The 24378-nt window shown below is 72.5% G+C and carries 20 protein-coding genes; 6 read left to right on the forward strand and 14 right to left on the reverse strand.

Annotation, left to right across the window (positions count from 1 at the left end; all coding sequences use genetic code 11):
* Positions 1-260: 260 nt before the first annotated feature.
* Positions 261-611 carry a chorismate mutase gene (locus tag GA0070562_RS23760; RefSeq protein ID WP_091426193.1) on the forward strand — a complete coding sequence of 117 codons (351 nt, stop codon included), beginning with the start codon at positions 261-263 and terminating at the stop codon, positions 609-611.
* An 85-nt stretch (positions 612-696) separates the two neighbouring features.
* On the opposite strand, the gene GA0070562_RS23765 is transcribed toward GA0070562_RS23760, so the two are convergent.
* The 7 genes from GA0070562_RS23765 to GA0070562_RS23795 all read right to left on the reverse strand — a co-directional run bounded on the left by GA0070562_RS23765 (position 697) and on the right by GA0070562_RS23795 (position 9051).
* A complete protein-coding gene (locus GA0070562_RS23765) occupies positions 697-1713 on the reverse strand; it encodes an ABC transporter ATP-binding protein (RefSeq protein ID WP_091426196.1) in 1017 nt (338 codons plus the stop codon).
* The gene (locus GA0070562_RS23770) at positions 1706-2734 is read right to left on the reverse strand and encodes an ABC transporter ATP-binding protein (protein WP_091426199.1); all 1029 of its coding nucleotides are present in this window, start codon (positions 2732-2734) and stop codon (positions 1706-1708) included. The genes GA0070562_RS23765 and GA0070562_RS23770 overlap by 8 nt, the downstream gene beginning before the upstream one ends.
* Before the next feature lie 25 nt (positions 2735-2759).
* Positions 2760-3743, reverse strand: coding sequence for an ABC transporter permease (locus tag GA0070562_RS23775; protein WP_091426202.1), 984 nt, complete (start codon positions 3741-3743; stop codon positions 2760-2762).
* A 75-nt stretch (positions 3744-3818) separates the two neighbouring features.
* Complete coding sequence (locus GA0070562_RS23780) at positions 3819-4745, reverse strand: ABC transporter permease (RefSeq protein ID WP_091426204.1); 927 nt, start codon at positions 4743-4745, stop codon at positions 3819-3821.
* A gap of 144 nt (positions 4746-4889) precedes the next feature.
* Positions 4890-6533: a peptide ABC transporter substrate-binding protein gene (locus GA0070562_RS23785; RefSeq protein ID WP_091426206.1), complete on the reverse strand. Its 1644-nt coding sequence runs from the start codon at positions 6531-6533 to the stop codon at positions 4890-4892.
* Between the two features lie 588 nt (positions 6534-7121).
* The gene (locus GA0070562_RS23790; protein WP_030501521.1) at positions 7122-7799 is read right to left on the reverse strand and encodes a response regulator; all 678 of its coding nucleotides are present in this window, start codon (positions 7797-7799) and stop codon (positions 7122-7124) included.
* Position 7800: 1 nt separating this feature from the next.
* A complete protein-coding gene (locus tag GA0070562_RS23795) occupies positions 7801-9051 on the reverse strand; it encodes an ATP-binding protein (RefSeq protein ID WP_091426733.1) in 1251 nt (416 codons plus the stop codon).
* 176 nt (positions 9052-9227) lie between these two features.
* Here GA0070562_RS23795 and GA0070562_RS23800 point away from each other — a divergent pair, with 176 nt between their 5' ends.
* The 3 genes from GA0070562_RS23800 (at position 9228) to GA0070562_RS23810 (ending at position 12965) form a co-directional block, all read left to right on the forward strand.
* Positions 9228-11126: a PspC domain-containing protein gene (locus GA0070562_RS23800; RefSeq protein WP_091426208.1), complete on the forward strand. Its 1899-nt coding sequence runs from the start codon at positions 9228-9230 to the stop codon at positions 11124-11126.
* On the forward strand, positions 11123-11560 hold the full coding sequence (locus GA0070562_RS23805) for a hypothetical protein (protein ID WP_091426209.1): 438 nt from the start codon (positions 11123-11125) through the stop codon (positions 11558-11560). Before GA0070562_RS23800 ends, GA0070562_RS23805 begins: the two co-directional genes overlap by 4 nt.
* A gap of 154 nt (positions 11561-11714) precedes the next feature.
* Positions 11715-12965 carry a phosphatidylserine decarboxylase gene (locus tag GA0070562_RS23810; RefSeq protein WP_091426211.1) on the forward strand — a complete coding sequence of 417 codons (1251 nt, stop codon included), beginning with the start codon at positions 11715-11717 and terminating at the stop codon, positions 12963-12965.
* Between the two features lie 64 nt (positions 12966-13029).
* Here the strand turns inward: GA0070562_RS23810 and GA0070562_RS23815 are convergent, their stop codons facing one another.
* From GA0070562_RS23815 to GA0070562_RS23825, 3 genes are all read right to left on the reverse strand, one after another.
* Complete coding sequence (locus GA0070562_RS23815) at positions 13030-13944, reverse strand: CDP-alcohol phosphatidyltransferase family protein (protein WP_091426213.1); 915 nt, start codon at positions 13942-13944, stop codon at positions 13030-13032.
* A 345-nt stretch (positions 13945-14289) separates the two neighbouring features.
* On the reverse strand, positions 14290-15168 hold the full coding sequence (locus GA0070562_RS23820; protein ID WP_393351862.1) for an NUDIX domain-containing protein: 879 nt from the start codon (positions 15166-15168) through the stop codon (positions 14290-14292).
* A 180-nt stretch (positions 15169-15348) separates the two neighbouring features.
* Complete coding sequence (locus tag GA0070562_RS23825; RefSeq protein WP_091426217.1) at positions 15349-16296, reverse strand: NUDIX domain-containing protein; 948 nt, start codon at positions 16294-16296, stop codon at positions 15349-15351.
* A 144-nt stretch (positions 16297-16440) separates the two neighbouring features.
* On the opposite strand from GA0070562_RS23825, the gene GA0070562_RS23830 reads away from it, so the two are divergent.
* Positions 16441-16833 carry a PspC domain-containing protein gene (locus tag GA0070562_RS23830; RefSeq protein ID WP_091426219.1) on the forward strand — a complete coding sequence of 131 codons (393 nt, stop codon included), beginning with the start codon at positions 16441-16443 and terminating at the stop codon, positions 16831-16833.
* Between the two features lie 6 nt (positions 16834-16839).
* Here the strand turns inward: GA0070562_RS23830 and guaA are convergent, their stop codons facing one another.
* Complete coding sequence (guaA, locus tag GA0070562_RS23835) at positions 16840-18396, reverse strand: glutamine-hydrolyzing GMP synthase (RefSeq protein ID WP_091426220.1); 1557 nt, start codon at positions 18394-18396, stop codon at positions 16840-16842.
* A gap of 80 nt (positions 18397-18476) precedes the next feature.
* A complete protein-coding gene (locus tag GA0070562_RS23840) occupies positions 18477-20159 on the reverse strand; it encodes an FAD-dependent oxidoreductase (protein WP_091426222.1) in 1683 nt (560 codons plus the stop codon).
* A gap of 140 nt (positions 20160-20299) precedes the next feature.
* Between GA0070562_RS23840 and GA0070562_RS23845 the strand changes: the two genes are divergently transcribed.
* A complete protein-coding gene (locus tag GA0070562_RS23845; RefSeq protein WP_091426224.1) occupies positions 20300-21400 on the forward strand; it encodes an LCP family protein in 1101 nt (366 codons plus the stop codon).
* Between the two features lie 4 nt (positions 21401-21404).
* On the opposite strand, the gene GA0070562_RS23850 is transcribed toward GA0070562_RS23845, so the two are convergent.
* Together GA0070562_RS23850 and GA0070562_RS23855 are read right to left on the reverse strand one after the other, a co-directional pair.
* Positions 21405-22862 (reverse strand): M1 family metallopeptidase, encoded by a 1458-nt coding sequence (locus GA0070562_RS23850; RefSeq protein ID WP_091426227.1) that lies wholly within the window; start codon positions 22860-22862, stop codon positions 21405-21407.
* 88 nt (positions 22863-22950) lie between these two features.
* On the reverse strand, positions 22951-24345 hold the full coding sequence (locus tag GA0070562_RS23855; RefSeq protein ID WP_091426229.1) for a M1 family metallopeptidase: 1395 nt from the start codon (positions 24343-24345) through the stop codon (positions 22951-22953).
* Between the last annotated feature and the right edge of the window lie 33 nt (positions 24346-24378).

The raw sequence follows: 24378 nt of genomic DNA on the forward strand, positions 1-24378 counted from the left end.
ACACTTCCCCGCCCGCGCCGCCGCTCGGCGCACGCGTCACGTCTCACCTGTTGGTGCGTCTTCTTGCGCGCCCGCCCAGGTGGTCGGCATACTCGACGACGTGTTCGATCAGCGCTTCTACTTTTACTACGGCACCGGGAGTCCGGCAGCCGTGGGTCGCGCCTGATCACAGACCTACGAAACGCCCCGGGCTCCCCAGAGCCCGGGGCGTTTTCGTTCCGGGATCCGGGTACCGGGCCCGAGCCCCGAGAGGGACGACGATGATGACTGACGTGGTGGAGTCCAGCGGCAGCCTGGCGCCGCACGACCGGCCGGCCGGCGACCCGACCGGGGCCGCGGCCGCCCGGACCGGCACCGACGACGCGGCGGCGGCGGAGCGGATCGGCGAGATCCGGCGGCGGATCGACGAGATCGACCGCACCCTCGTCGCGCTCTGGCAGGAGCGGGCAGCGCTCTCCCAGGAGGTCGGCGCGACCCGCATGGCATCCGGCGGCACCCGGCTGGTGCTCTCCCGCGAGCGGGAGATCCTGGAGCGGTTCCGGGCCGAGCTCGGCGCGGACGGCACCCAGCTCGCGCTCCTGCTGCTGCGCGCCGGCCGCGGCCCGCTGTGACGCCGGCGGAGACGCGGTGACGCCCACGGAGACGACGAACCGCCTGCCGGTGTCGTGATCGACACCGGCAGGCGGTTCGGTTGGATCAGGCCACCTCGTGGGTGACGACGATCTCCCGCTTCTCCGCGAAGTGGCAGGCGCTCGGGTGGTCCGAGCCCGGCCGGATCTGGAGCAGCGGCACCTCCTGGGCGCAGATGTCCTGCGCCTTCCAGCAGCGGGTCCGGAACCGGCAGCCCGAGGGCGGGCTGACCGGCGAGGGGACGTCGCCCTGGAGCCGGATGATCGCCTTGCTCTGCCGCACGGTCGGGTCCGGCACCGGCACCGCCGACAGCAGCGCCTGGGTGTACGGGTGGGTCGGCCGCTCGTAGATCTCGTCCTCGGTGCCGATCTCCACCATCTTGCCCAGGTACATCACGGCGACCCGGTCGGAGAGGTGCCGCACCACCGACAGGTCGTGCGCGATGAAGACGTACGACAGCCCGAACTCGGCCTGGAGCTTTTCCAGCAGGTTCATCACCTGGGCCTGGATCGAGACGTCCAGGGCCGACACCGGCTCGTCGCAGACGATCACCTCGGGCCGCAGCGCCAGCGCCCGGGCGATGCCGATGCGCTGCCGCTGACCGCCGGAGAACTGGTGCGGGTACCGGTTGATGTGCTCCGGGTTGAGGCCGACCAGGTCGAGCAGCTCCTTGACCTTGCTGCGCCGGCTGCCGCGCGGAGCCACCTCGGGGTGGATCTCGAACGGCTCGCCGATCAGGTCACCGACGGTCATCCGGGGGTTCAGCGAGGTGTACGGGTCCTGCATCACCAGCTGGATCTGCCGGCGCAGCCGCCGCAGCGCGCCACCGGAGAGCTTGGAGATGTCCTGGCCCTTGTAGAGCACCTGGCCGCCGGTCGGCTTCTCCAGGTTCATCAGCACACGGGCGAGCGTCGACTTGCCGCAGCCGGACTCGCCGACCACGCCGAGCGTCTCGCCGGCCTTGAGTTCGAAGGAGACGCCGTCGACCGCCTTGACCTGGCCGATGGTCTTCTTGAACACCACACCCCGGGTCACGGGGTAGTGCTTGACCAGGTCACGAACCTCGATGATGTTCTCAGTCACGGTTCACCAGTTCCTCGGCGAAGTGGCAGGCGCTGGCCCGGCCGTTGCCCAGTTGCAGCAGCGGCGGGACCTTCTCCCGGCACACCGGCTGCGCCATCGGGCAGCGCGGGTTGAACGCGCAGCCCGGCGGGATGTTCATCAGGTTCGGCGGGAGGCCCTTGATGGTCCGGAGCTCCTGCCCCTTCTCGTCCATCCGCGGGATCGAGTTGAGCAGGCCGAGCGTGTACGGGTGTGCCGGCTTGCGGTACAGGTCGTAGACGTCGGCTTCCTCGACGATCCGGCCCGCGTACATGACCGCGATCCGGTCCGCGACGTCGGCAACCACGCCGAGGTCGTGGGTGATCAGGATCATGCCCATCTGCCGTTCCCGCTGCAGCTCGCCGAGCAGGTCCATGATCTGGGCCTGCACGGTCACGTCCAGCGCGGTGGTCGGCTCGTCGGCGATCAGCACCTCGGGGTCCAGCGCCAGCGACATGGCGATCATGGCGCGCTGCCGCATACCGCCGGAGAACTGGTGCGGGTAGTTGCTGAACCGGCCCTTGGCGTTGGGGATCTTCACCTGGTCGAGCATCTCGATCGCGCGCTTCTTCGCGTCGGAGCGGCTCATGCCGCGCCGGACGCGGAACTGCTCGGCGATCTGGAAACCGACAGTGAAAACCGGGTTGAGGGCCGAGAGCGAGTCCTGGAAGATCATGGCGATGCCCTCGCCCCGGATCCGCCGCCGCTGCTCGGGGGACATGGTGAGCATGTCCTTGCCGTGGAAGCGGACCTGGCCGCCGGTGACGAAGCCGGGCGGGGTGTCCAGGATGCCCATGATGGTCTGCGCGGTGACGCTCTTGCCGGAGCCGGACTCGCCGAGCACGGCGAGGGTCTCCCCCGCGTCGACGTGGTACGTGACTCCGTTGATGACCTTGGCGACGCCGTCCCGGGTGCGGAACTCAACCCGAAGGTCGTCGACCTCGAGCAGGCGGCCCGAGGGGCGGCCGGATCCGTCGGCGCCCGGGGCGGACTGCTCGGACACGAGAATGTCGGACAACTCAGTTCCCCTATCGGAGCTTCGGGTCGAGGGCCTCGCGGACCGCCTCGCCGAGCATGACGAAGCTCAGCACAGCGGCGACGAGGAACGCGGCGGGGAAGAACAGCAGGAACGGCGAGACCCGGATGTAGTTCTGCGCCTCGCTGATCATGATGCCCCAGGAGACAACCGGGCTCTTCAGGCCGATGCCCAGGAACGAGAGCGTGGCCTCCGCGCCGATGAACGAACCGACCATGATCGTGCCGTAGACCAGCAGCGGGGCCAGGCAGTTCGGCAGCAGGTGCTTGAGGATGATCCGGCCGGTGCCGGCGCCGAGCGCGCGGGCCGCCACGATGTAGTCGGCCTCCTTGGTGGCGAGCACCGAGGAGCGCATCAGCCGCATCACGACCGGCCAGCTCAGCACGCTCAGGGACAGGATGACCAGCCCCATGATCGTCCACTCGCCGTTGTCGGTGCCGGACCCGTTGAACGTGGTCAGGATGACGATCGCGCCGAGCACGAACGGCAGGCCGAAGAAGATGTCCGCGATGCGGGACAGCAGCGCGTCCACCCAGCCGCCGCGGTAGCCGGCGATGATGCCCATCGTGCCGCCGACGAGCAGCGTCAGGACGGTGGAGACCACAGCGACGACGATCGAGGCGCGGGCGCCGTAGATGACCCGGGCGTAGACGTCGCGGCCCTGCACGTCGTAGCCGAACCAGGCGGAGGAGGACGGCTCGACCCGGCTGCGCTCCAGCGTGCCGTTTACCGCGTCGCCGGAGGTGAACAGCCAGGGGAAGGCCGCCATCACCAGGAACACCACGATGATCGTCGCCGAGATCCAGAACAGGGGCTTGCGGCGCAGGTCGATCCAGGCGTCGCCGAGCAGACCACGCGGCTTCTGCTGCTTCGCGCTCTCCGGCAGGCCGGCGTTTGTGGGAGCGCCCGAACCGGCCTGGGTGGGCATGGTCGCGGGCGGCGTCGTCACGATCGACGCGGTATTCGGGTCACTCATGCCCGCACCTCGTTGCGCTCGGCGCGGGCGTGGTTGCCCGCGCAGACTGCTGGGACGATTCGTTCGCTGCGGCGGTCACTCATAGCGGATCCTCGGGTCGAGGGCGGCGTAGAGCAGGTCGACCACCAGGTTCATCACGAGATAGACGACCACCAGCACCACGACGATGCCGACAACGGTAGCGCTCTCCTTCGTGACAATCGAGCGGAGCACCTGCCGGCCGATGCCGTTGATGCCGAAGATGCCCTCGGTCACGATCGCGCCACCCATCAGGGCGCCGAGGTCGGTGCCGAGCAGCGTGACCACCGGGATGAGCGAGTTGCGCAGCAGGTGCACGCCGACCACGCGGCGCATCGGGAGGCCCTTGGCGATCGCGGTGCGGACGTAGTCGGCACGCCGGTTCTCGGCGATGCTCGTACGCGCCACCCGGGCGATGTACGCCATCGATGCGCTTCCGAGCACGAAGCCCGGCACGATCAGTTCACTGAACCGCATTTCGTTGGACACGGTCGGGTTGATGATGCCCCACTTGACGCCCAGCAGCCACTGCAGCACGAAGCCGATGACGAAGACCGGCAGGGCGATCAGGAAGAGGGTGGAGACCAGGACCAGGTTGTCCAGGAAGCCGTTGCGCCGCAGACCGGTCAGGATGCCCGCGCCGAGACCGATCACGGCCTCGATGGCGAGGGCCACCACCGCCAGCTTCAGGGTGTTCGGGTACGACGTGGCGATGATGTCGCTGATCTCGCGACCGCCGAACGTGATACCGAAGTCACCCTGGAGAAGGTTCTTCATGTAGCTGGCGTACTGCACCCAGATCGACTCGTCGAGGTTGTACTTCTCGGTCATCATGGCCCGGTAGTTCGGGGGGCAACCGCGGTCGCCGCACTTGCCGGCGAAGGGGTCACCGGGCACGGACCAGACGAGCCAGTAGATCAGGAACGTCGTGCCGATGAACACCGGCACGAGTTGCAGCAGCCGTCTCAAGAGATAACGGCCCATGGGGTGGTCCTCCAGACAGGGAGCGCCGGGTGAGCCGGCGCGGCGGCGACAACGTGCGAGGGGTTCGTTGTACACCCCCTCGCGGAACGGCCCCGGGTCGGGCTCACCGGTAGGCGAGCCCGACCCGGGGTCAGACCGTTCGGATCAGAGCTCGACCGAGGTGATGTCGAGCTCGCCGACGTTGGTCAGCTCCAGCTTCTTGATCTTCTCCGAGTGGCCGGACTGCTGGCCACCGAAGTAGATCGGCATCGACGGGACGTCCTGGTCGATCAGCTTGACGGCCTCAGCGAACTTCTTGTGGGCCTCCTCGATGCTGGGGGCCGCGGTGGCCTCCTTGGCGAGGGCGTCCACCTGCGGGTTGCTGTACTTGCCGTCGTTCGAGGAACCACCGGTGACGTAGAGCGGGTTGATCCAGTTCTCCACGTCCGGGTAGTCCTGCTGCCAGCCGGCCCGGTACGCGCCGGTCATCTTGTAGGCGTTGATGTTGGCGCGGAAGACCGCGAAGGTCGGCACGCCGACGGCAACCGCGTCGATGTTCAGGTTGGTCTTGATCTGCTGCGCGACGGCCTCCATCCACTCCTTGTGGCTGGCGTCCGCGTTGTACGACAGGGTCAGCTTGCCCTGGAAGCCACCGGCCTCCTGGAGGAGCTGCTTGGCCTGGGCCACGTCGAACTTGCAGGCGGTGCAGTTGCCCGGCTCGGCGCCCGGGGTCAGCGGGTTGGCCCAGCTGTCGGCCGGCTTACGGGTACCGAAGAAGATCTTGTCGGTGATCGACTGCCGGTCGATGGACAGCGAGATCGCCTTGCGCAGCTTCGGGTTCTGGAAGCGCTTGTCGTAGATCGGGAAGGCGATGATGCCGGTCGACGGGGTGGTCGAGGCCATGGCCCGGTCGGTCAGGTCCGTCTTCCACTTGTCACCGGCCAGCGCGGAGACCGGAACCTGCTGCTGGAAGTCCAGGTTGCCGGCGAGCAGGTCGTTGTACGCCGCCGTGTCGTCCTGGTAGATCTTGACGGTGACGTCCTTGACCTTCATCTTGTCGCGCAGGCTGTAGTCGTCGAAGCGGGTCAGCTTGATCTCGACGTCGTCCTGCCAGGAGACGAGGCTCACCGGGCCGTTACCGATCGGCTTCTTGCCGAAGTCCGCCGGGGTGGACGAGAAGAACGCGTCCGGCAGCGGCACGAAGGCGCTGTAGCCGAGCTTGGTCGGGAACACGGCGGTCGGCGCGGTGAGCGTGACCTCGAAGTTCCAGTCGTCGACAACCTTCAGGCCGGACATCTCCTTGGCCTTCGGCTCCGGGGCCTTCTGCGGGCCGTCCGGGCCGTCCGGGTCCTCGGTGTAGACCTCGTCGAAGCCCTGGATGTCGGCGAAGAAGGAGGCGTTCTGCGCGCCGTTCGGGCCGTACGCCGCCCAGTTCCAGGCCTTGACGAAGCTCTCGGCCTTGACGGTGGTGCCGTCGTGGAACTTGGTGTTCTGCTTGATCTTGATCTTGAAGACCTTCGAGTCGCTCGTCTCGATCGACTCGGCGAGCAGGTTCTGCGGCGCCCCACCGTTGTTGGGGTACTCGACCAGACCGCTCCACAGCCAGTCGATGATCGCGCCGCCACCGGTCTCGGTGGTGTTCGCCGGAACCAGGGGGTTCTCCGGCTGGGTACCGTCGATGACGATCGCGCCGTCCTTGCTAGCGCCGGCGTCGCCACCGTCGTTGTTCCCGCTGGAGCAGCCGGACGCGACGAGCGCGAATGCCGCGCCCACCGCGAGCGCGCCGCTCGCCCGCTTCGAGACTCTCATTCCGAGGGGCCTCCTCTTTCTAACCTGGTTCCGTCGTGAGTTTCACGCACGTCTTTGGGGGTGACACCACCGGCGACCCGAGCCGCAGGACGCCGGTTTACCGCAGAGGAATTCGGGACACCCCAGGGGTACCGATCCGCCGGGCGCCACACCCTGGACGAGGCACCGCGCAGGGTCGGCGGCCACGCGGCGGCGCAAAAGACGACGTCACGTGGTCGGCAGGCCCGACGAGATGCCTCACACCGGGGGGTGAGGTGCTGCCACTGTGACACCAACCGGCCCTTTCCGTGAAGGTGCCGTTATCAAGCCGTTAGTTGGTCGCCACGTTGCCGATACTTGAGAAAAGATCACAAAGCGTACGGACGATAGGGCCCTGAACAGGCAAGACGGGCACAGAGGGGTCGACAGACGTCCCTGCGGCACGCGGGGCTGTGACGTTCGCCGCGCCGGCCTCGGCGTCTCTCACGGGCGCACGACTGCGGCGTTTTTTGTCCGTCCGGATGATGCCATGCCGACTGAGCGGACACCAACAGGGCCCCTGGGGTACGAGGCCGTCGAGGCCCCGCCCCCGAGGGCGGGCGTGGACTCCTAGACCAGCCGGCGGTCGGCGGCCCAGCGGGACAGCTCGTACCGGTTCGACATCTGGAGCTTGCGCAGCACGTTGGAGACGTGCGTCTCGACCGTCTTGATCGAGATGTACAACTCCTTGGCGATCTCCTTGTACGCGTACCCCCGGGCGAGCAGCCGCAGCACCTCGCGCTCGCGGTTGGTGAGCTGGTCCAGCTCGGGGTCGGCCACCGGCGCGTCCGGCCGGGAGGCGAAGGCGTCGAGCACGAACCCGGCCAGCCGTGGGCTGAACACCGCGTCGCCGTCGGCCACCCGCCGGATCGCGTCGGTCAGCTCCTCCGGGGAGATCGTCTTCGTGACGTACCCCCGCGCGCCGGCGCGGATCAGGCCGATCACGTCCTCGGCGGCGTCGGAGACGCTCAGTGCCAGGAACCGCACCTGCGGGTGGGTGCGCCGCATCGCCTCCAGCACCGCGCGACCGCCGCCGTCGGGCATGTGCACGTCGAGCAGCACCACGTCCGGCGCGGTGGCCGCGATCCGGGTCACCGCCTCGGCCACCGAGCTGGCCTCGCCGACGACCTCCACCCGCGCCCCCAGTTCGGCGCGGACGCCGGCCCGGAACATCGCGTGGTCGTCGACGAGGAACACCCGCAGCGGCCCGCGGGGCGCCGTACCCTCGACCGGTTCCTGCTCGGACATGTCACTTGTCCCTTTCCGCCGTGGAGCCGGAGCCGCTGATCGGCAGGATCAGCCGGACCTCGGTCCCTTCCCCCGGCTCGGACCGGATCTCCGCCCGGCCGCCGTGCCGCTTCATCCGTCCGATGATCGAGCCCCGGACGCCGTGCCGGTGATTCTCCACCGTATCCGGGTCGAAGCCCTTGCCCCGGTCCCGGACGAATACGCTCACCTGCTCCGGCTCCACCTCGGCGTACAGCGACACGGTCTGCACACCGGCGTGCCGGGCCGCGTTGACCAGGGCCTCCCGGGCGGCGGCCACGATCGCGCCCACCCGCTCGTCGGTCTCCCGGTCGCCGACCACCACCACCTCGACCGTGATGGCGAACGTGTCCTCCACCTCGGCGGCGGCCTGCTCCAGAGCGGCCGCGAAGCGCTCGGTGGGCGAGGCGGTCGGCTTGTAGAGCCAGTTGCGCAGCGAGCGCTCCTGACCGCGGGCCAGCCGCTGCACCGTCTTGACGTCGCTGGCGTTGCGCTGGATCAGCGCCAGCGTGTGCAGCACCTGGTCGTGCACCATCGCGGCCAGTTCGGCGCGCTCCTGCTCCCGGATGCGGCCCTCCCGCTCGGAGCGGAGCTGGTTCCAGGTGCGCCAGAGCACCGGACCGGTGACCACACCCACGCCGGCCAGCCCGACCAACGCGAAGATCACGCCGTTGAGCACCGCGTCGACGTTCTGCGCCGGCGAGTAGACGGCCGCCACGCCGATGATGCCGACCGCGACGAGCACGCCGCCGCCGATGAAGCGCAGCACGAACGCGCGCCTGTCGCTCTCCTCCACCACCGCGCCGAGCCAGGGCACCGCCGAGTCGCCCCACTGCCGGCGGCGCTCCGGGCCGGACTGGTGCCAGATGACGCCCGCGCCGACCGCGATGATCGCCACCAGCCAGCCGGCGGTGCCGGCCGCGCCCACCGAGTTGAACGCGACCACCTGCAGCAGCAGCACGCCGAGCCCGATCACCACGAACGGCAGCAACTGGGCGAGGTCGCGGCGGGGCGGGACGGCGGTGTCGCCGGGGCGGGGCGGGACCACCGCCCAGAAGGCGGCGTAGAGCAACAGACCGAGACCGCTCAGCCCGAGCAGCACCATGAACGCCACGCGTACCCGCAGCACCGGGATGCCCAGGTGCTCGGCGATGCCCGCGGCCACCCCGGCGGCCAGCCGGTGGTCGGTTGCCCGGTAGAGGCGCGGGGCGTGCGGGGCGGGGGTGCTGCTGATCGGAGACTCCCAGGTCGAGGCGGACGCGCCGGCGGCGCCGACGCTCAGATCGTCACACGGCGGCGACACCCCGGACCACGGGGACGCCCCGGAGTTTCACCGGCGGCGGATCTCAGGGTGGGGTCAGGGTCGGGTCCGGAGGCTGCTCGGGCGGCCGGGGCAGCAGTATCGAAGGCATGAACGAGGACGCTGCCCGTCCGCCCCGCCCCTGGGCGGCAGCACAGGACGCCCCGCCGCCGCCCCCGCCGGGACCGGCGCCCACCACCGACCAGGCGCCCCCGCCGCCCGGCGGCACGCCGTTCGGCGGTCCACCACCCGGTGGGTACGCCCCACCGCCCGGCGCCGCGGGCTTCACCACCCGGTACGGCCTGGTACGCCCCCGCGAGGGCCGCTACCTGGCCGGGGTGTGCGCCGCCATCGGCCGGGCCACGAACACCGACCCGGTGCTGTGGCGCGTGCTGCTGGCCGTGCTCGGCTTCTTCGGCGGCATCGGGATCATCGTGTACGTCGCCGGCTGGCTGATCATCCCCGGCGAGGGCGACACCGCCTCACCCGTGGAGGCCATGCTCGGCCGGGGCCGGTCCAGCATGTCCCCGATCACGGTGATCGTGCTCGGCATCGTGGTGGCGCTCGGCTTCGCCTACGTCGTCACCGACGGGTTCCGGGCGATCCTGCTCGGTGCGGTGATCCTGATCGGCGGAGCGCTCCTGCTCAACCGCGAGCAGCGTGGCCCGGCGCAGCGGCCGGCTCAGCCGGTGCCCCCGCACGGTCCCTCGCCGGGCCCGGTGCCACCGGTGGCCTGGCCCGCACCATCGGCCCCGGCGCCGGGTACGTGGACCGCGGCTCCCCCCGCGGCACAGTGGACCGGCACACCCGCCGGACCGGCACACCCCGGGGCGGTTCCGTCCAGCGGACTGCCCGCCGAGCCCGGCTACCCGCCGCCCGGCCGGCCCGAGCCGGGTTTTCCCCCGGCGCCCGGGTCCGAGCCCGGCTACCCGCCGGCCTCTGCGTCCGAGCCGGGCTACCCGCCGGTGTCGCCGTCGGAGCCCGGCTACCCGCCGGTGTCGCCGTCCGAGCTGGAGCGCCCGGCGACGTCCGACGCCGAGCGCGAGCCGGGCCACCCCGGGCCCGCGACCGGCTACCCGACGCTGCCGGCGCCGGGCTGGCCCGCCGCGGCCGGCACCCGGCCGGGCCCGTCCGAGCCGACAGTCGCGATGCAGCAGGTGACCGGCCCGGTCGCCGACACCGCCACCTGGCCGGCCTACGGCGCCGGCCCGGCCTGGCCGGGCGCACGGGACGCGGGCGCCCGGCTGGACGAGCCGGCCGCCGTGCCGCCGCCCGCGCCGGTGGGCGCACCGCTGCCGCCCGGCGGGTACCGGCCGCCGTTCGCCCCGCACGGCCCCTACGCCGGATCGCCGCCCGTCCCGCCACCGGTCCGGCCGCCGCGACCGCCGAAGCGGCCCAAGGAGCGCTCGCCGCTCGGCGCGATCACGTTCTCGCTGATCTTCCTGGCGCTCGGCGTGGTGGCCATGCTCGACCTGCTCGACGTCTTCCCGGTCGGCGCCGCCGGCTACTTCGCCGCGGTGCTCGCGACCATCGGCCTCGGCCTGCTCGTCGGCACCTGGTTCGGCCGGGCGCGCTGGCTGATCGCCCTGGGCCTGGTGACAGCGGCGGCGCTCGGCATCGCCACCGTCGCCGAGTCCTACGACCGGGTACGCGGCATCGACGGCAACGTCACCTGGGCGCCGACCGACCTGCGCGACCTGGCCGACCGGTACGAGAACAACCTCGGCGACGCGACGCTCGACCTGCGCGGGATCGACTTCGACAAGCAGGACGTCCAGGTGACTGTCGACGTCAACCTCGGCAACGCGACTGTGGTCGTACCGCCGAACGTCGACGTGACCACGGTGGCCGACGTGAACGCCGGCGACGCCACGGTCTTCGGCCGGCGCAGCGGCGGGCTCGGCGGTCGTCAGTGGGAGACCACCGACCCGGGCGCCGACGGTCCCGGTGGCGGCAAGCTGCGCCTCTACGTCCACGTGAACGCCGGCAAGCTGGAGGTGACCCGGTGAAGGCACACCGTACCGACATCGTGTCGTTCGCTTTCGGACTCGTCTTCCTCGGCCTGTCCGTCTGGTGGCTGCTGGCCCGGATCCTCGGCCTCTCCGTGCCCCCGGTCGGCTGGTTCCTGGCCGGCGGGCTGGTGCTGATCGGCCTGCTCGGGCTGATCGGCGCGCTGCGCTCGGGCCGCGCCCCGGAGCAGCCCGGGCCGCAGTCCGCGCCGGAGGTCACGGTCGCGGCGCCGTACGGCTCCCCGGCCGTCGGCGCGGAGACGGCCCCCGGCGCGGAGACGGGTGCCGGCGCGGAGACGCCCGACGGCGCCGACGAGTGGGCCACCGCGGCCACCACCGATTCCTCGGAGCCGGCCACCCGCGAACTGCCGCCGCTCGATCCACCGGCCGACGAGACGGCTCCGCAGCGCCGTACGCCGGGGGATCCGGCCTGACCGCGCCACTGCGGAGCCCTTCGGACGCGGCCTATGCTGGTCGGCGGAGATCTCGCCTCCGCCGGCCGGCCCGCGCCCCCGACAGGGCGGAGCCGCCGGTCGGGTCGCCGGAGCCGCCCCGTCCGTTCGCTATCTCGTCAGGAGCCCGTCCGACATGACCCAGTCCCCCGCCGTGCGCGTCACCGGTCCCTCCGGTGCGGTCCGCATCGGCGAGCGCGCCGCCCGCACGCTCGTCAGCGAGTTCGCCCGGCGTAACGACCCGAAGGCCGGCCTGCTCGTCGGCGCGACCCCGGAGTCCGCGGTGCTGGCCTCCGCGATCGAGGCGCTGCTCCCAGGCGACCGGCTCACTGTGGTGCCGGCGGAGGGCGCTTCGGCGGCGGCGCTGCGCGAACACGTCACCGCGCAGGGCCGATGGGTCGACGACCGGGTACGCGTGGTCGACACCCTCGCCGAGGCGGACGCCGCCGCCGCAGTGGTGGTCGTCGCCGAGCCGTTCACCGGCACCGCGGACGAGGCGCGCGCCGCGATCGACGGGCTGGCGAAATACCTCGCCGAGGGCGGGGTGCTGAGCGTCGCCGCGCCGCTGTTCCGCACCGAGGGCGCCGACGGCGAGCTGGACCGGCAGGGCGTGCTGCACGGCGTGCGCACCGACCTGGTGCTGCGCAACACCCCGCCGGTACGCGTGCACCACCTGCGTTTCACCGCGGCGCCGGTCGCGCTCGCGGCCTCGCTGTCCCCGGCGTACCGGCCGTCGAGCGTGCCGCTGACCCGGGGCATGCACATCGACTCGAACGGGGTGGCCGCGGCCGGCATCACGCTCGGCCTGGCCGCCCTGGCCCGGGCCACGCGGCCGAAGTCGAAGCTCTGGCTGCTGCCGGCGCTGGCCGCCGCTCCGGTGGCCGCGTTCTTCCGGGACCCGGAGCGGGACGTGCCGGAGGACCCGTCGGCAGTCGTCGCCTCGGCGGACGGTCAGGTGCTGTCCGTGCAGCGCCTCCAGGACGAGCGCTTCGGTGACGGCGAGTGGCTGCGGATCGCGGTCTTCCTCTCGGTGCTGGACGTGCACGTCAACCGCGCTCCGGTGGCCGGCAAGGTGGTGGACTACTTCGTCGCCGACGGCGGGTTCGTCAACGCCATGAAGCCGGACGCCGAGCACAACGTGGCCGCGTACACGGTGCTGGACACCGACCACGGCACCGTGGTGGTGGCGCAGCGCACCGGGCTGATCGCCCGCCGGATCGTGCAGCGGGCACCCGTCGGGTCGCTGCTGGCCCGGGGCGAGCGCTTCGGCCTGATCCGGTTCGGCTCGCGTACCGACGTCTACCTGCCGGCCGACGCCGCGGACCCGCTCGTCGGTCCGGGCGACAAGGTGGTCGGCGGCGCGACTGTGATCGCCCGCTGGCGCTGAGCGCAGGACACGAAGAAAAGGGGCGCCGCTCTCGCGGCGCCCCTTTTTGTCTGTCGTTCTCGGGTCAGGCGGTACGGCGCTGGTGCAGCCAGAGCAGCGGCCCGCTGACCAGGTAGCCCACCACCACGAGGGCGAACGTGAGCCGGATGTCGACGAGCGCGCCGACCACCGGAGCCAGCCAGAGCCACGGCGGCAGCTTCAGCAGCCGGGCGAGCTTCGCGTACGGGAAGCTGGACACCATGGCGAAGGCGAGCAGCGCCACGGCGGCCACCATGACCAGGCCGGGGACCGGCACGCCGATGGCCACGGTCAGTGCGAGCACCGCTGCCGCCATGGTGGTCGGCACGCCGCAGAAGAAGCGGCCGTCCTTCGGCGAGACGTTGAACCGGGCGAGCCGGACCGCCGCGCACGCGGCGACGAGCGCGCAGGACACCGCGGCGGCCGCCGGGGGCGCCGAACCGGCGAGCGAGGCGTAGACCACGACCGGTGCGGCGAGGCCGAACGAGCACATGTCGGCGAGCGAGTCCATCTGCGCGCCGAACGGGCTGGCCACGCCGAGCTTGCGGGCCAGCGCGCCGTCGAGGCCGTCGAACGCGACGCACGCGATCAGGAAGATCGCGGCGATCTGCACGTCACCGCGCATGGCCAGGAAGATGGCCAGCATGCCGAGCATGAGGCTGCTCAGCGTGCACGCGTTGACGAGCGCGAACTTGGCCCGGCGGGCGGCGGTGCGCTCACCCGGCAGAAGCGGGATCGACATCGCCGGGGACTCGTCGTCGACCGGGGCGGCCGGCGCGAGCGCCGGGCTGACCGGGCGTACCGCCTCGATGTCGGTGTCGAGCCGGCCGTAGCGCAGGCGCTGGCGGTCGGCGTAACGGTGGTCGGGGGTGACCAGGTCGGTCCCCGAGACGGTCGCGCCGTCCCGGCGGCCCACCCGGACCAGCAGCACCTGGCGGGCGAACGTACTGCTGCGGCGCAACCTGCCCGCCCAGCGACGCCCTGCGGGGCGCGGACTGTCAGTCGTACGACGCCGGCGCCATGGGGCTCTCGGCACGTTTCCTCCATCACCGGATCGGCTGGCCGCCCATTGCGGGGCGGGTGTCCGGCTGTCTCGTGCCGGACCTTTCGGGTCCGGCAGCCCTTTTGCGGAGTACACCATTGCACAGGGGACAGGGGCTTGGCGATAGCTGCCGGCGGTACTTATATCTCCCTTAACCGCGCGAACCGCCCACTCATTCCCATCTCGGGCCGCAACGCCCGTTTTCGTCGGTCAGCCGTACTTCCGACTGTACCGGAGGTCACCCAGGGCGGCTCGGCGAGCGATTCAGGTCACCCGCTGCCCGGTGGCCCGAACGGCGACGTCGGTCATCGACAGGGCCGTGACCTGTTCCGGGGCGAACCAGGCGGCCCGTGCGGTCGAGCCTCCCGCCAGCTCCGTCACCACCGCGTCGGTCGGCGCGTCCACGCGTACCCGGTAGATCACCCGGACGCCGTGCCAGTCCAGCGGGCGGCCCTCCGGACCGAGCGCGGCCGGGTTGTGCAGGTTGTCCACGGCGATCAGGTCGACCACCCGGCCCAGCTGCCCGGCCTCCTCGACCAGCTCACGCAGCAGCCCGGCGGCGGGCTGCTCGCCGTGGTCGGTGCCACCCCCGGGCAGGTGCCAGCGGCCCGCGCCCGGATAACCGTCGGCGATCATGGTGAGCAGCACCCGGTCGGCGGGATCCGTGACCAGCCCGTACGCGGCGAAGCGCTGCCGGCGGTCGGCGGCCGGACCGGCCGGTTCGGCGGGCAGGCCCCGGGGCATGTCGGCCGGCAGCGGGGACACCGGCAGGCCGAGCAGCTCGGCGGTGAACACCATCAGCGGGAGGCCGGCGGCCTCCTCCGGGGTGAACCAGCCCACCTCGTCGGTACCACCGGCCGGTTCGGGTCGCAGCCGCCCGCCCCGCGCCTCGACCTCGAAGATCAACCGGTCGGTGTGCATCGCGACGTCCTCGGCGCGGAACGCGGCCACGTCGGCGACGGCGGCCCGGATCGCGCCGGGCGCCACGGTCAGCCCGGTCTCCTCGGCGAACTCGCGTACCACGGTGTCGGCCGGGTGCTCCGCGTGCTCGACGCCGCCGCCGGGCAACTGCCACACCCCCGGGTACGGGCACCGCGCCGCGCCGCGCGCGAGCAACACCCGCCCCTCGGAGTCCCGCAGCATCCCGTAGGCCCCGACCCGCCGCCGCTGCTCCACAGCACCCTCCCCCGCCCGCGCGCCCCCGCGCACTCCCCGCGCCCCGCTCCGTCGATCATGAGGTTAGCGGCATCGAGGCGGGCATTTCGCGCCGTTAACTTCATGATCGACGGGGTGGGCGCACCGGGGTGGGGTCACGGGGTGGGGTCAGAGGAGGTGGGCGGCCTGGACTGCTTCGGCTGTCACCTCGGTGAGACGGTCGGTGGGGAGGGCACCGAGTTCCTCCCGGCGGAACCAGCGGGCCTCGCAGGTGGAGCCGCCGACGTCGGCCACGGTGGGCGGCGCGGGCTGGTCGACGACCACCCGGTAGAAGGCGCGTACGCCGTGCCAGTCGATCGGGTAGCCCTCCGGGCCGAGCGAGGCGGCGTCCCGGTGGCTGGCCACCCCGAGCAGCTCGACGAGACGGCCGGTCTGGCCGGTCTCCTCGACCAGTTCCCGGATCAGCGCCGCGCCCGGCTGCTCGCCGTAGTCGGTGCCGCCGCCGGGCAGGTGCCAGCAGCCGGCGCCGGGGTAGCCGTCGGAGACCCGGGTCAGCAGCACGCGCTCCTCCGGGTCGGTCACCACCGCGTACGCGGCGAAGCGCTGCGCCCGGTGCAGCCCGTCCGGGCCGGGGACGGCATAGAACGAGGGGAACTCGGGTACCTCCTCCGGCACGATGTCGTCGGTGGAGGTGGGCAGGCCCAGGGCACGCGCGGTGAACGACCGCAGCGGCAGCTCCCGGGCCTCGTCGAGGGTGAACCAGCGGGCCAGGTCGGTCGGGCGGTCGACCCGCTCGGTGAGCGTCCCGCCGCGGACCGACACGGTGTAGAGCAGCCGGTCGGTGTGGATCGTGATGCGCCGCTCCGGCAGCGCCCGCATGTCGGCGAGCACGTCCTGGAGGCCGGCGACCGCCACCGAGAGCCCGGTCTCGGCCGCGGTCTCCCGTACGACTGTGTGTTTGGGGTCCTCACCGTGGTCGACAGCTCCTCCGGGGAGCGACCAGGTGCCGGGGGTGCCGGAGCGCTCCGATGCGCGGACCAGCAACACTCGGCCGTTTGAATCAGCACAAACTGCGTATGCCGCGATCCTGCGGAGCGGCTCCAGCGAGGTGGTCACGGGAGCAAATTCTCCCCGGACCGGGTTACCGAGATCGAAAAGAGTCAGATTCCTGACTCTTGGCTGGCGCCTCAGGGATGGGTCAGGGTAAGTGTCCGGGCGGTCACCGAGGTCGACCGTCGCGGCGCGCGGGACCGTTGACACATGACCTCTCCGAACCCCTCCCAGGCTCCGTACAAGCAGCTCCGCCGGCCGGTCAGCGACCGCATGATCGCCGGTGTGGCGAGCGGCCTCGGCCGTTACTTCGCCGCCGACCCCACGCTGATCCGGGTGATCTTCGCGACCGCCACGCTGCTCACCGGCGGCGTCGCCGCGCTCGCGTACCCGATCATGTGGTTCCTGATGCCCGAGGAGCCGGACGGCGCGCCCGCCTGGCCGCATCCGCCGGGCACCGCGCCGGGCTGGCCGCCGGTCCCGCCGACGACGCCCGGCCCGTGGGTCCCGCCGGCTACGCCGGCCCCGCCGCGGACGCCGGCCGGGCCGGACGCCGGAGCGCAGGCGACCCGTCCGGACGCCGGCGCGCCGCCCGCGGCCTGAGCGGCGTCACTCCCACTCGATGGTGCCCGGCGGCTTGCTCGTCACGTCCAGGACCACGCGGTTGACCTCGGCGACCTCGTTGGTGATCCGGGTGGAGATCCGGGCCACCACGTCGTAGGGCAGCCGGGACCAGTCGGCGGTCATCGCGTCCTCGCTGGAGACCGGGCGCAGCACCACCGGGTGACCGTAGGTGCGCCCGTCGCCCTGCACCCCGACGCTGCGCACGTCGGCCAGCAGCACCACCGGGAACTGCCAGACGCCCCGGTCCAGGCCGGCCGCGGTCAGCTCCTGCCGGGCGATCAGGTCGGCCTTGCGGAGCACGGCGAGGCGCTCCTCGTCGACCGCGCCGATGATCCGGATGGCCAGGCCCGGGCCGGGGAACGGGTGCCGCCACACCATCGCCTCGGGCAGCCCCAGCTCCAGGCCGATCGTGCGGACCTCGTCCTTGAACAGCGTGCGCAGCGGCTCGACCAGGGAGAACTTCAGGTCCTCGGGCAGGCCGCCGACGTTGTGGTGGCTCTTGATGTTGGCGGTGCCGGTGCCGCCGCCGGACTCCACCACGTCCGGGTAGAGCGTGCCCTGCACCAGGTATTCCACGTCGCCGTGCGCGGCGATCTCCCGGGCGGCGGCCTCGAAGACGCGGATGAACTCCCGGCCGATGATCTTGCGCTTCTGCTCCGGGTCGGTCACCCCGGCGAGCGCGCCGAGGAACCGTTCCCGGGCGTCGACCACCTTGAGCTTGATGCCGGTGGCCGCCACGTAGTCCTTCTCGACCTGCTCGGCCTCACCGGCCCGCAGCAGGCCGTGGTCCACGAACACGCAGGTGAGCTGGTCGCCCACGGCGCGGTGCACGAGCGCCGCGGCGACCGCCGAGTCGACTCCACCGGAGAGGCCGCAGATGACCTCCTTGTCGCCCACCTGCTCGCGGATCCGGGCGACCTGCTCGTCGATGATGTTCGACGGCGTCCAGGTCGGTTCGATGCCGGCGATGTCGTACAGGAAGCGGGTGAGCATCTCCTGGCCGTGCGCGGTGTGCCCGACCTCCGGGTGGAACTGCACGCCGGCTCGGCGGCCGGCCACGTCCTCGAACGCGGCGACCGGGGCGCCCGCCGACTCGGCGGTGACGGTGAAGCCCTCCGGGGCCTCGGTGACGCAGTCGCCGTGGCTCATCCAGACCGGCATGTCGGCCGGGAGGTCGCGCAGCAGCACGCCGGGCTCCGTCAGGCGCGGGCGCAGCGGGGTGCCGCCGTACTCGCGGTTGCCGGTGCGCGCGACGGTGCCGCCGAGCGCCTGGGCCATGGCCTGGAAGCCGTAGCAGATGCCGAAGACCGGTACGCCGGTCTCGAACATGCCGGCGTCGATCTGCGGGGCGCCCGGCGCGTAGACGCTGGACGGGCCACCGGACAGGATGATCGCGGCGGGGTTCCTGGCCAGCATCTCGGACACCGGCATGGAATGCGGGACGATCTCCGAGTAGACCTTCGCCTCGCGGACACGGCGCGCGATGAGCTGGGCGTACTGGGCTCCGAAGTCCACCACGAGGACGGGGCGAGGCGTGCTCATGTGCGCAAAGCCTACCGACAGTCACCGGCCGCGCGGACGCGCCCCGGCGGTGTGGCGGGATGAACCTGGCGGCGGTGCGCTCAGCGCAGCGCGGCCGGGGCGTGCGCGGGGACGGCCGGCCGCCGCGGCGGGACCGGCTCGACCCGGGTGTACGCCGACCCGAGCGCCGGACGCGGGTCCGCCTCGCCCTTGTTCGGCCAGTACGACATGGCCCGCTCGGCCTGCGCGGTGATCGTCAGCGACGGGTTGACGCCCAGGTTCGCCGAGACCGCCGCGCCGTCCACGACGTGCAGGCCCGGGTGGCCGTACACGCGGTGCCAGGGGTCGATGACGCCGTCGTCCGGCGTGGCGCCGATCACCGCGCCGCCGAGGATGTGCGCCGTCACGGGGATGTTGAACGGTTCGGTGACCGCCCCGCCGGGCGTGCCGCCGATCTCCTCGGCGAGCAGCCGGGCCGCCGTGTTGCCGGCCGGGATCCAGGTCGGGTTGGGCGCGCCGTGGCCGGGGCCGGAGACCAGCCGGCCCTTGCGGTAGCGGGTGGTCAGCGAGTTGTCGACCGACTGCATGACGAGCGCGATCACGGTGCGCTCGGACCAGCGGCGTACCGACAGCATCCGCGCCGCCAGCGCGGGCTGCCGGACGATGCTGCCCAGCCAGCGCCGGACCCGGCGGGGACCGCCGTCGACGAGCAGCGACTGGAGCAGGCCCATCGCGTTGGAGCCCTTGCCGTAGCGGACCGGCTCGATGTGGGTCTGCGGGTCGGGGTGGAACGAGCTGGTGATCGCCACCCCCTCGGTGAAGTCGAGGCCGCGCCGGCGGGCCGCGCCGGGCGCCACCGAGGCGCCGAGGATGGCCTCGGAGTTGGTCCGGGTCAGCTCCCCCAGCCGGGGCGAGAGCGCCGGCAGCGCGCCGGTCGCCTTCATTCCGTGCAGCAGCCGCTGGGTGCCGAGCGCGCCGGCCGCGAAGACCACCTGGTCGGCGTGGATCACCTCGCGCCGCTTGCGGAACCAGGCGCCGGTGCGCTCGGTGTGCACCGCGTAGCCGCCGGCCGGGTCGGGGCGTACGGCGGTCACAGTGGTCAGCGGGTGCACCTGCACACCGAGGCGCTCGGCCAGCCAGAGGTAGTTCTTCACGAGCGTGTTCTTGGCGCCGTGCCGGCAGCCGGTCATGCACGACCCGCAGTGGCTGCACCCGGTGCGGTCCGGCCCGGCCCCGCCGAAGTACGGGTCGGCCACCCGCTCGCCGGGGCGCCCGATGTGCACCCCGACCGGCGTCGGGTGGTAGGTGTGCGCCACCCCCATCCGCTCGGCCACCGCGCGCACGGCCTGGTCCGCGCGGGTGTCGATCGGGTACGTGGTGACGCCGAGCATCCGCTTCGCCTGGTCGTAGTGGCGGGCCAGCTCGTCGCGCCAGTCGGTGATGTCCCGCCACTGCGGGTCGGCGTAGAACGCGTCGAGCGGCTCGTAGAGCGTGTTCGCGTAGACCAGCGACCCGCCGCCGACCCCGGCGCCGGAGAGCACCAGCACGCCGCCGCCGGCCTTGCGGTCGGCCGAGCGCAGCAGCGTGATCCGCTGGAGCCCGAAGCAGCCGAGCCGGGGCGCCCAGAGGAACCGCCGCGCCCGCCAGGACGTACGCGGGAACTCGTCGTCGGCGAAGCGCCGCCCGGCCTCCAGCACGCCGACCGAGTAACCCTTCTCGGCCAGCCGCAGCGCGGTGACGCTGCCGCCGAACCCGGACCCGATGACGACCACGTCGTAGCGCATGGACGCATCATTACCGACGAGTAGCTATAGCGCCAACGAGGCTTTTTCGCACATCATGCAGAGCGCTCGATCGCCGGGATTCCCGCCGCTGCAACCCGTGGGCCGCCCCGGCGCGTCGAACTCCACGGGGAGGAACGAACGTGACGAGACGACGCCTGCTGGGCCTGGCCGCACTGGTGGCCGCGCTGCTGGTGGCCACCGGAGCGGTGGTGACCACCCGGCTGGTGGCGAACCGCCCGGCCGCCCCGGTCGCCGGCCCGACCACAGCGCCCCCGGCCCCGCCCACACCCGCCCCGACCACCGCCAGCCCGACGCCGCCGCCCGGCGCCGACCTGAAGGGCCCGCTCAACCTGCTGCTCGTCGGCGTCGACACCCGGGTCAGCATCCCCGGCTGGGAGCCGCACGCCGACGCCGTGCTGCTGCTGCACGTACCGGCCGGGCTGGACCGGGCGTACCTGTTCTCGCTCCCCCGCGACCTGGTCGTGGACATCCCCGCCTACCCGAAGGCCCGCTACCCGGGCGGGCGGACCAAGCTCACCCACGCGATGAGCTACGGCAGCCGGGTGCCGGGCGACAAGGCCCACCCCAGCACCGCCCAGGGGTACGAACTGCTGCGCACCACCGTCTCCCGCTACACCGGGCTGCGCATCGACGCCGGGGCGGTGATCACGTTCGGCGGCTTCGACAAGCTGGTGGACACGCTCGGCGGGGTGGACCTCTACGTCGACCAGCAGGTCGCCTCCCGGCACCGCCGCCCCGACGGCACCATGCGGACCCTGACCGGCGGCGGGTACATCGGGCCGCAGATGGTCTACGAGAAGGGCACCCGGCACCTGACCGGCTGGCAGGCGCTCGACTACGCGCGGCAGCGCTACACCGCGGGCGGCGACTACACCCGGCAGCGGCACCAGCAGCAACTGCTCCGGGCGCTGGCCCGCAAGATCGTCGACCAGGGCACCGCCCGCGACCCGCAGCGGGTCGAGCAGGTGGTGGCCGCGCTGGGCAGGACCCTGGTGTACGCCGGCGGCGACCGGAAGCTGATCGACTACGCGTACGCGCTGGGTGGCCTGCCGGCCGACCGGCTCACGCTCGTCGTGCTGCCCGGCGCCGGGGTGAGCAGCGGCGGCGCGTACCGGGGTGAGCAGCTCAAGCCGCTCGGCCGCGACTTCCTCACCGCGCTGCGCGGCGGGCGGGCCGACGCGTTCCTGGCCGCCCACCCGTCGCTGCGGGTCAAGAACTGAGGCGCTACAGCGCCTTCGGGGCGGGCGGACGCTCGGTGCCGTACAGCCACGGGTCGAAGACCTTCGCCAGCTTCTTGCCGGTGATCCGCTCGGCCAGCGCCACGAAGTCGGCTGTGGTGGCGTTGCCGTTCTTCCGCTCCGCCGCCCAGGTGCGCAGGATGGTGAAGAACGCGGTGTCGCCCACCGCCACCCGCAGCGCGTGCACGGTCATCCCGCCCCGGTCGTAGACCGAACGGCTGAACAGGTTGGCGACGCCCGGCTTGCCCGGCGGCGTACGCCACACCTGACCGCCGGCGTTCGCGTACTTCTGCTCGAACGAGCGCTGCACGGTGGTCGAGCCGTCGTGCTCGGCCCACAGCCACTCGGCGTACGTGGCCAGCCCCTCGTTGAGCCAGATGTCCTGCCAGCGCTGGATCGACACGCTGTTGCCGTACCACTGGTGGGCCAGCTCGTGCGCCACCACGCCGGTGTTGTCGCCCTGCCGGAAGAAGCTCGCCGAATAGACCGGGCGGCTCTGCGTCTCCAGCGCGTACCGGATCCGATCGTCGGCGACCACCACGCCGCCGTACGCGTCGAAGGGGTACGGCCCGAAGACGCTCTCCAGGTAGTCGGCGACCTCGACCGTACGCGCGATCGACCGGTCCGGCGCGCCCTGCGCCACCTGCGTGGTGACCGCGCTGTAGACCGGCCGTCCCTTGTGCTCCCCGGTGGTGACCCGGAACTTCCCGATCGCCACGGTGGTCAGGTAACTGGCCGTCGGCGCGGTCTCCGACCACTTCCAGGTGGTCCAGGCACCGCTTGTCGACCTGCCCTTCGGCACGCCGTTGGAGACCGCCGTCAGTCCCTTCGGGACGGTGATCTCCATGTCGTAGGTGGCCTTGTCCGACGGGTGGTCGTTGACCGGGAACCAGGTGCTCGCCGACTCCGGCTGACCGAGCGCGATCGCCCCGTCGGTCGTGTGCAGCCAGCCACCCTCGCCCAGCGCCTCGGTACGCAGCGGCTCCGGCCGGCCGTCGTACCGGATCTCGGCGGTGAAGCCGTTGCCGGAGGTCAGCCCGATGGCCGGGGTGATCACCAGCTCGTCCTCGGTACGGCTGTGCCGGGCGGCGGTGCCGTCCACTGTCACCGACCGGACGGTCAGCCCGGCCAGGTCCAGGTTGAACGCGGACAGGTCGGCGGTCGCGGTGGCCCGCAGCGTGGTGGTGCCGCTGAGCTTGTCGGTCTCCAGGTCGTAGCGCACCTTGACCGTGTAGTGCGCGACGTCGTACCCGCCGTTGCCGTAGCTCGGGAAGTACGGATCGCCCGCCCCGGCGGCGCCCGGTGCGAAGCTGCGCGAGGTCGCCGGCGCCGGGCCGGCCGGGGACGACGGACCCGGGTCCGGCTCGGCCGAACCGCAGCCGGCCACCAGCAGGGTGCCGCAGGTCAGCAACCCGAGCCGTCGTCGTGCGCCGCGCCGCGTCATCGCCTCGATCCCTCCCGGGCCCGTTCGGCGGCCCCGCCCACGGGCCGCTCCGACCGCGGCAGCCTACCCAGCGGCGGTCACGTGTGCGTCACGGCAGTCCCGGCGGCGTGCCACCGACCAGCCAGGCGTCCAGCAGCGCCCGCAGCGGCCGCCCCGACGTGCGTTCGGCGTACCCGACGAAGTCGGCGGTGGTGACGTTGCCGTCGCGGTGCTGCGCCAGCCAGCCGCGCAGCACGCGGTAGAACGTCTCGTCGCCCACCGCGCGGCGCAGCGCGTGCACCGCGAGCGCGCCGCGCTGGTAGACCGCGTCGCTGAACATCCCGGCCCGGCCCGGGTCGACCGTGGGCTTCGACCAGTCGGTGGCCGCGTAACGTTCGGCGACGGTCTGCGCCACGGTCCGCCCGCCGTCGTGCTCGGCCCAGAGCCATTCGGCGTACGTGGCGAAGCCCTCGTTGAGCCAGATGTCGCTCCACCGGGCCACCGAGACGCTGTCGCCGAACCACTGGTGCGCCAGCTCGTGCGCGACCACCTCGGTGTTCGGCCGTTCCCCCCGGAAGAACGCAGGCCCGTAGACCGGCCGGCTCTGCGTCTCCAGCGCGTACCGGATCCGCTCGTCGGCGACCACCACGCCGCCGTACGCCTCGAACGGGTACGGGCCGAAGCGCTCGGCCAGGAAGTCGGCGACCTCGCCGGTGCGGGCCACCGACGCGGCGGCCGGCCCGTCCGCGGGCAGCGCCGCGGCGACGGCGGTGACGATGGGCTTGCCGGCGTGCGTGCCGCTGCTGACCCGGTAGTCGCCGATCACCAGCGTGCTCAGGTAGCTGGCCATCGGCGCGCGCTCCGACCAGCGCCAGGTGGTCCAGCCGCCGTCGGACGTCCGGCCCTCCGGCACGCCGTTGGACAGCGCGGCGAGCCCGTCCGGCACGGTGACCGCGAGGTCGTATGTCGCCTTGTCCGACGGGTGGTCGTTCACCGGGTACCAGGTGCTCGCCGACTCCGGCTGGCCGAGCGCTATCGCGCCGTCCGGTGTGGCGTGGAAGCCGCCGTCGCCGAGTTCGGCGTTGGGCAGCGGCTGCGGCACCCCGCCGTACGTCACCTCGACTGTGAACCGGCGCCCGGACGGCAGCCCGCCCGCCGGGGTGACGATCAGCTCGGCGCCGTCGTGGCGGTGCTTCGCCGCCTCGCCGTCCACCCGCACCCGCTCGACGTCCAGCCCGGCCAGGTCGAGCTGGAACCGGGACAGCGCCCGGGTGGCGGTGACCGTCAGCGTGGCCGTGCCGGTGAGCCGGTCGCCGGCCGGGTCGTAGCGCACGTCCAGCGCGTAGTGGCCGACGTCGTAGCCGCCGTTGCCGGCCCCCGGCACGTACGGGTCACCGGCGTCCGCCGCGCCCGGCCGGAACCCGCTCTCGTCGCCGCCGGTGCACCCGCCCAGCGCGAGCGCCGCCGCCACCAGCCCTGCCGCCCAGACCCGCCCCCGTCTCACCCGGCGAGCCTAGACGCGCGGCGGCGCGGGCGG

This window comes from Micromonospora tulbaghiae (assembly GCF_900091605.1).
GTDB classification, from domain to species: Bacteria; Actinomycetota; Actinomycetes; order Mycobacteriales; family Micromonosporaceae; genus Micromonospora; species Micromonospora tulbaghiae.